Consider the following 14679-nt stretch of genomic DNA (forward strand, 5'->3'; position numbering starts at 1 on the left):
TAAACAAATTCATCATCCGACGATATGAAATTCTTTTATTCAATAAAACTATTCCCCTTCATTTTTTCTCTAATGCCAAGCTATCACACCAGCTAAAAATATTAAATCCATTCATCAATCATTAAAAAATCTATATAAAAATTTATGCCGAATTACGATGAATATCGGAGCAAACTGACTTTTTCCTACTTGCTCGGAGTACAGAGTCATATTGATGACGGAATTAGCACATTAGACGGATTGGTTCCTATGTTTGCACCCATTTTGCAGCCTTTGGGAGGAAATATTTTCGACCCCGTGCAAATAGCGAGGAGTTTTAGTGAGGTATACGGTTCAAAAATACACCCATATGCCGTACGATCTTTAGCGTCAAAATTACGTGACTCTGGCTACCTTATTGAATCTGGCCGAGAAACCAAATCAAATTTAGCGATATATACAGTTAGCAAGACCATCGCAATTGAAAGTAATGTTGATGAAAATCACGTCGAGAAACTTTTTCAATCATTCAGAGAGTTCGCTAATAATCAAACTGCTGAACATGGACTAAAAGATTTTACCAATTCCGAATTAGATGCTGCTTTCATTACACGCCTGCAAAGCTTTCCATTACCCGATCAAAATACATGGAAACAATATCGAACCGAAAATCCTTCCTCAAAAACGCTTTCCTTAACAAGAAAATCACAATTGAGTGAAGAAGAAATTGATGAAAATAGAAAAATTCAATGGATGAACGTAATATTTTCTGATTTTGTCTTAAATAAGCTAGGGACATCCAGTTCAGAATATGAACTATTTAAAAAGGTGGCTACTGGCTCGATTGTCGTTGAAGCTGTTCTTAATTTTTGCGACCCTAAGGTCGAAAAAAATTTACAAAATACTTGGTTTATTTTTGATACACCTTTGCTGATGGATTTACTTGATCTAGATTCGCCAGAAAGGCATATTTTTGCTAAAGAAATGTTTTCCCAGCTAAATCATGCTAAGGCGAAATTCGGCGTTTTCTCACATTCCCTCTCCGAGACTTCAAATAATATTAAAGCAGCACTTTCAGCTTATAGCGAAAGAAATTCCCATGGCGCTATCGGAATCCGGATGATTTCGAGCTTTGATTTTGTTCGAAGAATTAGTGCCGTTCAACAAAATCTTAAAATGGAAGTGAAGGATTTAGGATTTACCATATTTGACGCGCCCACATCAAGTTCCTCACAAGCCTTCTTAAGCTTTGATATAGAGAATCATTTATCAAATAATATTGGCTATTACTCAAAAGATGCAGCAAGGCTAAGAGATGCTAGCTCAATAGCTTCGATAGTTAGGCTTCGTGGAAATCATCGATCTGCTAGGCAAGATTTTTCATCTACGAAATATATTTTCATTACTCGAAATACCCGTCTCGCACAACTCTCTGAAAATTTTCTTTTAGCTCAACAAGTTTACAATGATGATGATATGCCGCCAGTCGTCACTGATAGTTCATTAGCAGCAATTTTATGGCTGATGTACGGTTCATCCGAGAACGCGGGATTACCATATCAGCGCCTCTTAGCCAACTGCGCAGCGATACCTCAATCCGATCAACTAGTTCGGGAACGTGTAATAAGGTTAATTTCTGAGGATGAGTCTGAACTTTCAAAGTCATTTATGATTTGGTCAAGAACTCCCAGGGGAGCAGAAGTAATGCTAAGAAAATCTCTCGGAGATCCCAGTTTAGTTACCCTTGATAATATAAGTGAATTTATTGAAGCTGTTAAAAATGCTGCTGGAGAAGAAGCTGCAGTAGAAATGGAAAAAAGTAAAAACCTTGAATTGCAGAGAATTCAGGATGAGCAACATAATTTAAATGCAGCCAACGAAGCAGAAAAGCGTGAAATTCTAGATGAGTTATTGCAAAACAAGATTGAACTCGCATCCATAAAGAAACAAGCTTCTGACATTTCAAATGAGCACCATCAATCATTGAGCAGTTTAACTGAAAAATTCTCTGAAGTTAGCGAAAAAATCACCTTAATTTCTAATGAGAGAGAAAAAGACAAAGAAGAAATTTTAGTTTCAATTGTGAATCAACTTCCTAGAATACAAAGGACTTGGGATGTCATTTTCGCATCACTGTTCGGTGTGTTAGCTGTCACATTAGGAATATCAAGCTTTATCTTTGACAAATACTACACTATATCTTCATTTTGGGATCCTAAGGTAATGATTTTCTTAATAATTTTAGCAGGAGTATCCACTCTTGCTAGCTTCGGGGCGATGCCGCAATTGCTATTTCAGAGGTATATCGACAAAAAGAAGGAAAGCTATGTCGTTGACCAACTTTCGACCATAGGAAAGAAATTCTTACTAGAGACCTACGCTATAGATTATTCGAATCATGCCGTAGAAAAGAAATTGCTTGATCAATGAATATTGAATAATTTAAAAATCAACGATCGGTAATATTAATATCTAAAAAGAATTATAATTTCATTAATATAAGCAAAATAATAGAAAGCAATATATTTTGCTTTCGAACCCTAACATATAAAATGACATTTCCAGATCAGTATGCGATTGATGCAATTAGGGATTCCCTTTGGAGCTCCACAGGGAATCGAGCAGCAGTTATGGTTGGGGCAGGATTTAGTCGTAATGCCATTCCAACATCCCCAACGGCTAAGCCAATGCCGACTTGGCTGCAACTTTCTCGATCTTTATGTGATTTACTCTACCCTATAGAGTCAGACGCAAAAAACGGCATCTTGAATGAATTATCTTCAACTAGTGGATTTTTACGACTTGCGCAGGAGTTCAAAGTTGCCTTTGGACAAGGAGCGCTGAACGAAAAAATTAGAACAATCGTTCCAGATATGGAGTACGAACCTGGAGAACTACACAAGCTTTTACTTAGCCTCCCGTGGAGCGATATTCATACAACTAACTGGGATACTTTGCTAGAAAGAACTGCGCGAGATATATTTGAGTTCGATTATGATGTAATCAGGACTCACTCAGAAATTCCATCCTCCAAAAGGCCACGAATAGTAAAGCTTCACGGCACATTACCAGCTCATGAGCCCTTTGTTTTTACTGAAGACGATTATAGAAAATATCCGTCTGACAATGCCTCTTTTGTCAACTTAGTTCAACAGTCATTAATGGAGTCAATGCTCTGTTTAATCGGCTTCTCAGGGGATGATCCTAACTTCCTTCATTGGACAGGCTGGGTGCGCGACAATCTAGGCCCCAACGCACCGAAAATCTATTTAGTAGGCTGGTTAGATTTGTCCCAGCACAGACGTAGAATGTTAGAGGAAAGAAATGTCGTCCCTATAGACCTTTCTAAACTACCGCAGTCCAAAGAGTGGCATGAAAATTTACGACACAAAAACGCTACCGAGTGGTTTTTGCGATCCTTAAGTAGAAAGCGAATAAAAAATCGCCAGAGCTGGCCAAATATCCAAAGAGAAGAGCAATTCTCTCCCGCTCACCTTGGTGAAATACCTGAGCCACAAGAAATAATAACTAAAGATGAGCCCGTTTTTCCAGGGACAGAAGTCGTACCTATCCAAACTTTGCAAAATCAAATAGAAATCTGGAAATGGAATAGGGATCTCTATCCCGGATGGCTTATTGCCCCCAGATCGGTACGAGATGCATTGTGGAATAATACAAAATATTGGATAGAGCCCCTATGCACTTCTATCGATTCTTTGCACCCAATAGATGCCCTTGTCGCCTTAGATGAATTAATTTGGCGACTTGAAACGTGCCTAGCACCATTTTTTCTTGATGTCATTAATTGCGCAAAATCAGTAACTGACAAGGTTTTAGTGGAGGAAAAATCAATTTCCAATCCTGCCGATGTGAAAATTAGCGCCCAATTTTCTTGGAGCCATATCACTTCGGCATGGTGTCGTGTGACACTATTTATCGCTTGCGATGCGAGAAATTCTGCTGACTTTGCGTTATCAAAAAATCAGATAAATAGAGTAAAAGAAATTTCCGGCCATGATGAGAAAATATTTAATAGTGCCATTTATGAAGATCTTTTGATTTATCGCGATAGAGGTGAGATTCAGAATTTAACTAAACTTCTGGATGAATGGGATGTCACTAATATTGACACTTGTTGGTCAATAAAAAAAGCTGGACTACTGGCTCATGTTGGAAAATTCTCTATGGCTGAGAGAACTAACAGAATGGCAATCAATAGAACTCGTCGGAATAGACGAAAAGGTGATATTGATTACCCTGCGCTTTCAAGAGAAGGGTGGTTACTATGGCATGAATCAGTTTTTCAATCAAATAACGACATATTTAGTTCCTTGCGCAAAAATGAGGGGGCGGTGACTAGGCTCCGAAGCTTAAACACATTTGATTGCAATCCTTTTGTAGACTTTGAGGAAATTGTGTCCAACCTTTCTTTGGAAAAAGTGAGGAAAAAGCCAGAGGTAAGAGAGCATAGAACATTCTTTGGTGGACGCAATACTTCTGTCAGCTTATCTAACGGTCTCCCGGAAGAAATTCGACTTGCATATCAAATATTGCGGTTATGCGATTTATCGGGAATGCCTTGCATGTGCGGAAACGTAGCTGTTACAAATAATGGAATTAAACTTGCTGCGCTAACATTGATTGAATCTGATCAATGGTTGGGTACAATAAATTCAGTTAAAGGTTCTGATTCTGGTGAAATAGATTTACAAACTCTTTCACGGACACACATTGCGGCGCTTTCAGAAAACCATTTTCGTGCACTTAGAGCATATGCCCTTAATGAATTATCGTTACTTTTAAAATTGCCAAAAGAAGATTACCTGCGCTGGGGCACTCGACGGACAGCGACAGCAGTAGAAGTACTGGCTAGATTAACTGTTAGAACCAGATCTTTCGGATTTGATGACGAAATAAATATTCTACGACACATTCTTCACAATGACGTATTGAAAGCGGATCACAAGTTAAGTAAATCCATTTCAACACTGGCTAGGGCGCTGAACCTCTCGCTTCCCTATGATGCGTTAGAAAATTACATGCCAGTTTGCTTTTCCTTCCCACTTAAAAATGAAAATTTTTTTGGTTTTGACCCGACATCAAATTGGCCGCGAAAAACACATCAACTTGGCATTTCAAAAGAAAGAAATGCAAAATTAGAAGAGACGATATTATTTTTAATAAATAATTCCAGCGACAATGACCCTACCGTAAGAGGTCTTGCTCTTCAAAGATTATCGATACTAATTAGATCATCCTATTTGAACAATAAGGAGATGAAATACTTAGCTTCGGCTATTTGGGAGAATGGAAATGTTGATGCTGATGGCTGGCCAGATGCTGCCATCATGCCATGGGCATTCTTCTCACTTCCTTGCAATGCTAGCAGTAAAAGAAATTATGCATTCAGAAAAAAATTCGTAAACTTAAATCAAGTGGCTCCAGTCGGAATTCTTCACATTATAGCTCAGTGCCTTCTGGCTTCAAAATTAAATTATCAAAATTTTGAACTTTCCGAAAATGAAAAAATATGGATCAAAGAGTCTATTTTAAGTTGGTCTAGGACATCAAATCCTCCACCAATGCATCGGATAGCAAAAGTCTTAGGTAGCAATGAAGCGGACAAGGATTTTTTGCAGTCTTTACCACATCTTATTCGCAGCATAAAAATTGACAAGGAACTTTGCTTTGAAATCTTTAATAAGTTAGAAAGTTTCGATGAAGATTTCTCTCAATATTCCGCGGGAGTTTATCCACTGCTATTAGAAGAACTTCCTGACTTGTGTAATTCAGTCGAAAAGAAGATAAGAAGCTATATGTCATCGGGAGATCGAGATCTTTGCACTGCGGCATGCCAATTAATATGCCACTGGCTAGAGAGGATAAATTCAGAATCAAACATTTCAGAAATAGTTGAAAGTATTATTTCTGAATTAGGCAATGCAATACAAAAAAGACAAATACCACTCTTAATCCCAGCTTTGAGTTTAAGTTCATGGATATTAAATAACTGCAATCCAAATTACAAAAATTTAATTCTTCAGGAAATTCAAGTAGGCATGGAATTCTTACTAAACGAAGCAAAATATTCACTCCCCTCATCCAATTTAGACATTCATGACATTCCAATTATCAGAGAGCGGATTGCATCCTTAACAACCACAGTTCTTCAAAGATATACAGGCGCACCTGATATTTTTCATGACTGGATGAAACAATGCAAGAATGACACTTTAGGTTCGGTTAAGCGAGAGACGGAGTGTAATTTAGAGAACGATTAAAACTTAACCCATTAAAAGTGGATGGCTTTCTCTTCCGAATAAGAGAAAATTGGGGGCAATTCGTAAATTCGAACTTCTGAATTATTGAGCTATATCATCAGAAAATCAAATGATTCGAATCCCCCTCTCAACAAAAAGAGCGCGCGCCATATGACTTCGCGCTCCCCTGTTGCTATAGCATCCGCTGACTCACCAGTACGAACACCAGACAGCCCAGCAACAAACATGCGGCAGTTAACCCGATTCCCAAAGACTGTTTCATCGAGCCAAGTTTCTTGCTGCTACGCACGCGGATGATGATCAAGGCTTTCATAGGAATTTTCCTGAGTAGTTACTGGAAAGTCCATTTTGAAACACAGCGTATTTCGCCGCCAGTCGGAAATGGCACGAAAACAGGCCTCTTTCTCACTCAGCACTCCAGAATTCGATTGCTGAAAATAAAACGCGCGCCACAAAGGACGCGCGTCTAGACGAAGGTAACGAAAAAGCCCGACCCAGCCCGATTAAGCCCCAACACCCTGCAACCGCAGCATCAGCGTCATCCGATGCTGCGGCGACTCCTGAAAACCGTAGTGCTGGTAGAACTGTTTGGCGCGCTCATGGAGCGCATGGACCAGCAACGCACGAACCCCGGTGTTCTGCGACACGGCAATGGCACGGTTCACCGCATCCTGCAGCATGGCCGCCCCCAGCTTGATGCCCTGCGCCTGGCGATCCGCTGCCAGCCTGCCAAGCACCAGGACGGGAATCGGGTCGGGCATGTTGCGGCGAACCGCACTCGTTGCCAGCTGATGGGTGACCGCGCCCGCTGCCATGGCGTAGAAGCCCCGCACCCGATTTTCTTCGTCAACGACCACAAACGTTCTGCTGGCGCCGCTGAGCTGATTGTTCATCGCCCGGCGTTTGAGCCATTCATCCAGCGCGTGCTCGCCGCACTCGAAGTGATCCAACAGATGCGTGGCGGTGAGCGGTTGCGGTGCGGAGAGCTTCAAGTTCATCCCTGGCTGTCATCCCACGGCGCCTTGACCGCCATTAACCGCTCAAGTCCCGGATTAACAGCCGGCGGCGCGTCGAGCATGGCGGTGAACTGCCGAAACTTCTCCGCATCCAGGCCAAAGAATATCTGGTCGAGCAACACCGATTGCGCGCGCTCGCACGCAGCCTCCAGCATGAAGTCCGAACGGTTTTTGCCTAACAGGCTGGCGGCTTGATCGATGAGATCACGCTGCTCGGGCAAGGCGCGTAGATTGATGGCTGCTGCACGCATGGTGGCCCCTTTTTGTGTATGCAATGGATATACAAATAGTAGGAGAGCGTATAGCTGTTGTCAACACATGACTGGCTGCCCATGCCACTGATCTGTGTATGCCAAAGTCATCGCGCCGGCCTCTCAAGGGACCGAAAAGCCCAAAATAATGAACCCGCCACAACCATCACTTCCGCCCCTCCTCCAAAATCACCACACCCCACGCCCCCAACCCGACACTGGCGCCCGCGCCAATCCGCCGCCCCGTCAGCAAATCCTCCCCCGCCCCGAATGGATTGCGCACCGTCACCGCCTTGGCGGAATAATTCAACAGGTAATGCACCCGCCGCCCATTGTTCAACTCCCCGCTGCGCACCACCAGCGGGTACCGCAACGCCTGCTGCTCACGCCACAAGCCGGCGCGTTTCACCGCTGACTCCAGGATTTTTTCTGCCATGGCATCGGTCGGCATGAACCCGACGTACGTCACCTCCCCCGCCCCATACGCGTTGCGCGTCACCGCCGCATACTGGCCCCACACGGGGTGCTGGTACCGCGCCACCACTTGCGCCGTGGTCGGCGTCAGCAACTCCATCCACCAGCGCGCCTGGTTCGCCTCCTTGCCAACCTTGTACGGGTCGCCGGCCAGCGCAACGTGGTCCGGATTGGTGAACTGCGTGTAGCGCACACCGGCCGCTTCGGCAATGCCGCCCGGCTGCGTGGCATAACGCACCTTCACGTGCTCGTCCGAAAAGCCGCTCTTGAACGTATACAGCACATGGCCGCCCGCCTTGGCGAATGCGTTCAGCTTGGCGATCTCCGCGTCCGACGCGGCATACAGCGCGGGCGCCACGATCAGCTGGTGGTGCGACAAGTCTTCCGTGCCGGGATGGACGAAATCGACTTCCACGTTCATCCGGTACAGCGCGTCATATAACGGACGCAGCACGTCGTTGTAGCCGGCGTTGCCAGCGGGTTTAAAAGCGTTGTAGCCGGTCAAGGCCCGGTTGCTGACATAAAACGCGACCCGGTTCCGCTTGCGCAGGTCGACCAGCTTCGGTCCCAGCCGCCGCAGCTCGGCGCCGATCTGCTTTGCTTCCTCATAGGTGGGATTCGGCTGGTAATCCTGCGCCAGCAAACCACGCCAGTAGGTTTCAATGGCGTTGGCGGTGGTGCCCCAGTGCCAGTACTCGACCATGTTGGCGCCCGACGCGATATGGCTGTAGGCCTGCAGCCGCAGTTGGCCGGGATACGGCGTCCAGTGCGGAAAGCCCATGGCCTGGGTTTCCAGCAACAGGTAATTGCGGTTGCCTTTCATGGAGCGGGTCAGGTCGCCGCCGAATGCGATTTCAGCGCCGGTCAGCTTGTCCTGGCCGGGGTGGTAAATGTCGACACCGGCGATGTCGAGTTTGGCGGCGGCGGCAAAGTGGTCGACCGCCGGCTGGACGCCGTATGACGCGTCCTTCCAGTCCAGGTCAAAGTTCTGCGTGACGAATTGCCCCTGGCGCGCATGCTTGCGGACCAGATCCGCCTGCCAGCCAAGAAAATCCGTCACCAGCTCGCGCTGGAATTCCGCAAACGCGGACGACAGGCTGGCGTTGATGGACCCGGTCGCGGACGGGAAGTCTTCCCAGCGGTTGATCCGGTTACTCCAGTAATTCAGGCCGTACGCGTGGTTCAGCTGGTCCAGGTCGGGAAAGCGTTTGCGCAGCCATTGCTGGAACGCGGCCTGCACATTCGGGCCACTGGTGTCGTAAGCCTTGGTTTCATTGTCCAGCTGGTAGCCAATCACCGCCGGATGATCCTTGACGTGACCGACCAGCGCCACGATGACCCGCTCGGCGGCCGCGCGGTATTCAGGATTGGTGATGTCCATGTTCTGGCGCGGCCCGTACAACGCCTTGCCGTTGGGGCGCTCCACCAGCACATCCGGATACGCGCGCGCCAGCCAGGTCGGGATCGCATAGGTGGGTGTGCCGACGATGACCTTGATGCCAGCCTTGTGCATCGCCGCCAGCATGCGGTCCACGTGCGTGAAATCGAACACGCCCGGCTGACGCTCCAGCGTCCCCCACGTGGATTCGGCAATCCGCACCACGGTGATGTTCGCGGCCTGCATCATGGCCACGTCCTGCTCCAGACGGTCCACCGGCAGGTATTCGTCGTAATACGCGGCGCCGAACAGGACGGTGTTGGGCAGTTGGGCTGCGGCGGGAATACTCAGCGCGGCGGCAAGGATGGCTGCCGTGGCGGCGAGCACCGGGATGCGGCGTGGGGTCATGCGGTCTCCAGTTATCGAAATAGTTATCGATAACAATTCTACCGCAAAAACACACCGGATCCGCCAGGACCTGGCGCCGATACCGTGTGGCAGACCGGCATCCGCGTCGCCATGGCGGATCCCGGCTGCGCCCATCCCTTATTCCTGCACTGGCCCCGGCACGCTTTGCAAAAAATCCTGCAGCGACGCGGCGATCCACGCATCGGCCTCGCTCGCGGCCTGCGCCAGCGGTTGCTCGGAAAATGCCAGTCCCGTGGCCGGCACATAGGTCATGCTGCGCAAGCCAATCACGTCCAGCGCCGCGCTCAGGTAAGGGCGGAAGAAGTCCGGCTGTTTCGGCGGGTCGCGGAACATGGCGCCGCCGGAGGTGACAGCCACCAGCACCGGCCGGTCGCGCAGCAAGCCCACTTTACCTTCCGGGGTGATCTTGAACGTCACGCCATTGCGCACCACCAGGTCGATCCACAATTTCAGCGCGGCCGGGACCGTGAAATTGTGCACGGGCGAGGCGATCACCACCATGTCGGCCCGTTCCAGTTCCGCGACCAGTTCATCGGACAGCTCCAGGTGCGCACCATAGCGCGCCAGCGCCTCATCATAGGGCAGCAACAACGATTCCGCATACTCGGCCGACAGCGGCGGCAATGGACGGGCGCCCAGGTGGCGCTCGGTCAGTACCACGCGGCAGCCCGAACGCTCCTGCAATGCGCTCACCAGGCGCCGGCCCAGCGCACCGCTGGTGGCATTGGCCAGACGCGGGCTGGCTTCAATCAGCAGCAGGTTCAATGTCTTCATCAAGCCTCCGCTCATGCCAGCACGGGCGTCAGGCGCGCCGCGATGCTGAGGCGGTTCCACGAATTGATCTCGCACACGGCCAGCGTCAATTGGGCCACTTCCTCCGCGCTGAATTCGGCGCTCACGGTGGCATAGGCGGCATCCGACACTTCCCGCCCTTCCAGCACCGTCACGGCTTCGGCCCAGGCCAGCGCGGCGCGTTCGCGCGGGCTGAACACCGGCGCATCTTTCCAGGCGGCGGTGAGGTTGACCTGATGTTCCGTCAGCCCATGCTCGCGTCCCAGCGGCACGTGCATCGCAATGCAGTACGCGCAGCCATTGATCTGCGACACCCGCAGCCGCACCAGTTCCAGCAGGCCCAGGCCAAGGCCAAGGCCGGAACTCTGCACCTGCTTGTGCAGGCCATACATCGCCTTATAGCCTTCAGGGATCAGTTTGGCGGGTTCGAATCGCTGCGTCATGGCGCTTCCTTTCAGTGATGTGTTATCGATGAATGAATAGTAAAGGTCGTGTGGTACGATTCATATGCCCATTTAGCACAGAATTGATTAGGCCACTTTGGTATGCGACGTGCACAGGAACTGGAATTCGCCTTGGCGCCGCGCCCACCTGGCGGCACGCTGCAAGGCTGGTTGTATGGCGAATTGCGCGGCGCGGTGCTATCGGGCCGGCTTGCCCCCGGCCAACGCCTACCGTCCACCCGCGATTTCGCGCGCCAGCATGGCATCTCGCGCGGCACCGTACTGGCTGTGTATGAACAGCTGATCGCCGAGGGCTACCTGGCCGGCGCCACCGGTAGCGGCACCACCGTCTCGCCGCGCTTGCCGGACAAAGCCACGCCCGCCAAAGCGCCGCCGGCGGCAATCGCCCAGCCGCGCCTGTCCCGCCAAGGCCTGCGCTTGACCGACACCCCCTTTCCGCTGCAAGAGCAAAGCGACATGGTGCCGTTCCGCCCCAACCAGCCCGACGTGTCGGCGTTTCCGCTGTCCATCTGGCGCCGCTTGTCCACCCGCTATGCGCGCGGCCGCCTGATCCGAGAAATGGGCTACGGTGACGCGGCCGGCTACGCCCCGCTGCGTCACGCCATTGCCGACCATCTGCACTATTCCCAGCGTATCGCATGCGACGCCAGCCAGGTCATCATCTTTTCCAGCTGCACGCATGCGCTCGACACGTGCGCCCGCCTGCTGCTGGATCCCGGCGACAGCGTGCTGCTGGAAGACCCCTGCTATTCCGGCGCCCGCCAGGTCTTCAACGCCGCCGGCGCGCAACTGGTGGCCGTGCCGGTGGACATGCAAGGCTTGCGCACCGAGCCGCCACTGCCGGTATCGCAGGACATCCGCCTGGCCTATGTGACAGCCGCGCACCAGGCCCCGTTGGGCGGCACCTTGCCCTTGGAACGCAGGTTGGCGCTGCTGGAGTGGGCGGACGCCTGCAACGCCATCATCATCGAGGATGATTACGATGGCGAATTCCGTTTTGACGGCGCCCCGCTGCCAGCCTTGAAAAGCCTGGACCGCAGCGGACGCGTGCTGTACCTGGGCTCGTTCAGCAAGCTGCTGTTCCCGTCATTGCGGCTGTCCTACATGGTGGTGCCGGACGGGCTGGCCGACGCGTTTGCCGCGGCGCTGTCGCTGACGTGCCGCCATGCGCCGGTGTTCCAGCAGGCCGTGCTGTCCGACTTTATCGCCGACGGCCACTTCGCCCGCCACCTGCGCCAAATGCGCCTGCTGTACGGCGAGCGAGCACAGCAGTTCCAGCAGGAATGCAAGGCGCGCTTCGATGGCTTGCTGACTGTGGCGCCGATCAGTACCGGGCTGGATGCCACGGTGCTGCTGCCGGCCGGAATGGATGATCTGCTGGTGGCGGGTGCGCTGGATCGGCAAGGAATCGTCACGCGGCCGGTGTCGGCGTACCGGGTGCGCCATGCGGCGCCCCCGGGGCTGGTGATGGGGTTTTCGTGTTTTGATGGGGCGGCGATACGGGAGGGGCTGGCGCGGGTGGAGGCTGGGCTGGACCTGACTTCCCATCTCAATCCGGCGGAACGGACATTATCTCCAGGGATTCAATCTGTGCAAGCAACACCAAATGCTCAACTACTTTAACCCTCTCTACGGACTCCAATGTAGCCGCTCCGCCCAGCGCCAACGCCGGCACAAAACCGTACATTTCATCGTAGCGAAGGCGTCCAATTTTCTTTAAGGCGCCGGCAAACATTTCATCAAAATCATTTTCTTTACGTGTTCTAAGGGCAAAGAACGTTTGAATTTGTCTCTCCAGCGAACTCGACTTACGCTCTCTCTCCACCGCATAAGACCCTGGTGCGAACAATTTAAATGCAAATCCATTTCGTTCGCCCCAAAAGTAAATAGCGCCAAATGCGCTTCGCGCAATAACGTGATAGGCATCGTCCTCCATGAACTGGGTATCCCCGATCCAAGCTTCCAAAGCAGGCTCATAATCTTGAGGATCAACGGTCCAAAACAAGCCGTCGGCATAGCCGCACCATCCGTGCTCTTCCCAATAGGATAATAATTTATCAGGAAGCTTTCCACGATAGCGCTCTATCGTTGAGGCTGGGACATCACGCCTATCGATCGCCTCGCCAAATTCCCTTTGAAATTTTTCAAAAAAATCATCCATATGATTTAACACCGCTTAAGTTTTACATTCATGTTTGCTTTGCTTCGCATTGCTTCCGGCACCTTATTTGCAGCCGCATCCAACTCAGATACTCGTGTTCTCCACTGAGCTCCGATACGTGAATTAACATTGCGGTCACCAAAATCCGCGATCACATCCTTACCCGCCGAAACCATATCGGGATTATGAAGCGCTGCCAATGTTTCCATTTTTTGCGCAGCGAGTTTCTTAGCTCTTGCTTCAGCTTCATCAATATGCATTCCTTCATCAAGGAATTTTTCTGCAAATCGTTCAATTAAGACCTGCTCATGGTCTATTCTGGCATTTCTTGCTATCTGTGGGTCACGTACCGAAATTTTATTTTTAAACGCGTCGCGCCCTTCAATATATTCCTCAACCGTCATTCTATTCAGGCCGGTCTCCTGCCCTGCCAATTGGCGGTCAAATTCCGGAATTTTTCCAGAAGGCAAATCATTCGCCTTGAAGCATGGTACTCCTTTCAACGGCATTCCCTTTGGAAGCGATTGCTCGCCCTCCACCGCTGGGCGCTGCCGCTTTCCCCCGGCCATGGACGACGCATTTTCACTGCCAACAACATTGTTACGCCTGCTTTGCAAGGCAGGATGCGCTATCAATGTCTTTTCATTTTCCTCGATCCAGCGAGCGACCTTCGGCCCCAATCGAGAACTACCACGTATCTCTCGCAACACTGCGGCTTTGTTACCTCTGCCTCGCGACACATAAGCCGTGAGCGCAGTCAGTATTGCAGCCACCAAGATCACGTGGCCATTGGCAAATTCGAATGCAGCTTGGCGTACGTCACCGTCACTCAGGCCGCCGACTGTTTGCGCGCGTAACTGTTGTTCGCGCCATGTCGGCCCCCATGCCATCCTAAAACCGCGTTCGTAGTAATTCACCGCCTCAGGAACAGATATCTGCAATTCATCAACTACAGACTTCAAACCCAGTAACGCCATTATCCAGGTACCGACCTGGGTGCCGGCCGCAGCTCCGGCAGCGGCGCCCGGAAAAGCGCCTACTCCCCCAAGGAATGCTCCCCCGGCAGCACCGACCGTCGCACCTGCTGCAATCGAGCCCCCATAAATGAGCGCAATGTCTTTGCAAGCCTCTATGAGGATGGGCCAGATGGAAGAAAGATCGATACCGGCCAGCCGTCCGACGACGATACGTTTGGCGGCCTCACCAGAGTCGAACAATGCGCGGCGCACGCGCTCGACACGTGACAGCTGTTCATCAAAATTTCCCCAGTGTCCATAATGATTTGCACGCTTTTCCCGCCCCAGACTATCGTAAGCGGCGTGCAGGCCATTTCCAAAACTCAGTCGCTGCTCTAACCTGCCCAGTTCAGACCAAATGCTTGTTATATCGGTTGGCAATGGCTTCCCTTTCAAAGGTCGGGCTCAACAATGCCCGCATAGGAAGCAGCCAGCATA

General features: G+C 50.4%; 11 protein-coding genes. 3 read left to right on the forward strand and 8 right to left on the reverse strand.

Translation table 11 applies throughout. The annotated features are described in order from the left end of the window. Positions 1 to 249 precede the first annotated feature (249 nt). A complete protein-coding gene (locus AC1RRC_RS09725; RefSeq protein ID WP_493055214.1) occupies positions 250 to 2409 on the forward strand; it encodes a hypothetical protein in 2160 nt (719 codons plus the stop codon). A gap of 122 nt (positions 2410 to 2531) precedes the next feature. Then, a complete protein-coding gene (locus tag AC1RRC_RS09730) occupies positions 2532 to 6260 on the forward strand; it encodes an SIR2 family NAD-dependent protein deacylase (protein ID WP_493055217.1) in 3729 nt (1242 codons plus the stop codon). A gap of 172 nt (positions 6261 to 6432) precedes the next feature. Here the strand turns inward: AC1RRC_RS09730 and AC1RRC_RS09735 are convergent, their stop codons facing one another. From AC1RRC_RS09735 to AC1RRC_RS09760, 6 genes are all read right to left on the reverse strand, one after another. Further along, complete coding sequence (locus tag AC1RRC_RS09735) at positions 6433 to 6573, reverse strand: hypothetical protein (RefSeq protein WP_493055220.1); 141 nt, start codon at positions 6571 to 6573, stop codon at positions 6433 to 6435. Positions 6574 to 6763: 190 nt separating this feature from the next. Then, positions 6764 to 7258 carry a GNAT family N-acetyltransferase gene (locus tag AC1RRC_RS09740; RefSeq protein ID WP_493055223.1) on the reverse strand — a complete coding sequence of 165 codons (495 nt, stop codon included), beginning with the start codon at positions 7256 to 7258 and terminating at the stop codon, positions 6764 to 6766. Next, positions 7255 to 7527, reverse strand: coding sequence for a type II toxin-antitoxin system TacA family antitoxin (locus AC1RRC_RS09745; protein ID WP_493055226.1), 273 nt, complete (start codon positions 7525 to 7527; stop codon positions 7255 to 7257). Before AC1RRC_RS09745 ends, AC1RRC_RS09740 begins: the two co-directional genes overlap by 4 nt. 166 nt (positions 7528 to 7693) lie before the next feature. Continuing rightward, positions 7694 to 9787 carry a beta-galactosidase gene (locus AC1RRC_RS09750; protein WP_493055230.1) on the reverse strand — a complete coding sequence of 698 codons (2094 nt, stop codon included), beginning with the start codon at positions 9785 to 9787 and terminating at the stop codon, positions 7694 to 7696. Between the two features lie 138 nt (positions 9788 to 9925). Next, positions 9926 to 10582 (reverse strand): FMN-dependent NADH-azoreductase, encoded by a 657-nt coding sequence (locus AC1RRC_RS09755; protein ID WP_493055233.1) that lies wholly within the window; start codon positions 10580 to 10582, stop codon positions 9926 to 9928. Positions 10583 to 10593: 11 nt separating this feature from the next. After that, positions 10594 to 11043, reverse strand: a complete 450-nt coding sequence (locus tag AC1RRC_RS09760) for a carboxymuconolactone decarboxylase family protein (RefSeq protein ID WP_493055236.1) — start codon at positions 11041 to 11043, stop codon at positions 10594 to 10596. Between the two features lie 102 nt (positions 11044 to 11145). Between AC1RRC_RS09760 and pdxR the strand changes: the two genes are divergently transcribed. Next, a complete protein-coding gene (pdxR, locus tag AC1RRC_RS09765; protein WP_493055240.1) occupies positions 11146 to 12687 on the forward strand; it encodes a MocR-like pyridoxine biosynthesis transcription factor PdxR in 1542 nt (513 codons plus the stop codon). On the opposite strand, the gene AC1RRC_RS09770 is transcribed toward pdxR, so the two are convergent. Beyond that, a complete protein-coding gene (locus AC1RRC_RS09770) occupies positions 12614 to 13225 on the reverse strand; it encodes a GAD-like domain-containing protein (RefSeq protein ID WP_493055244.1) in 612 nt (203 codons plus the stop codon). The two genes, pdxR and AC1RRC_RS09770, sit on opposite strands and share 74 nt — an antisense overlap. 5 nt (positions 13226 to 13230) lie before the next feature. Continuing rightward, the gene (locus tag AC1RRC_RS09775; RefSeq protein ID WP_493055249.1) at positions 13231 to 14622 is read right to left on the reverse strand and encodes a DUF6861 domain-containing protein; all 1392 of its coding nucleotides are present in this window, start codon (positions 14620 to 14622) and stop codon (positions 13231 to 13233) included. Between the last annotated feature and the right edge of the window lie 57 nt (positions 14623 to 14679).

It is taken from the genome of Pseudoduganella sp. GW821-FHT12E03 (genome assembly GCF_058807115.1).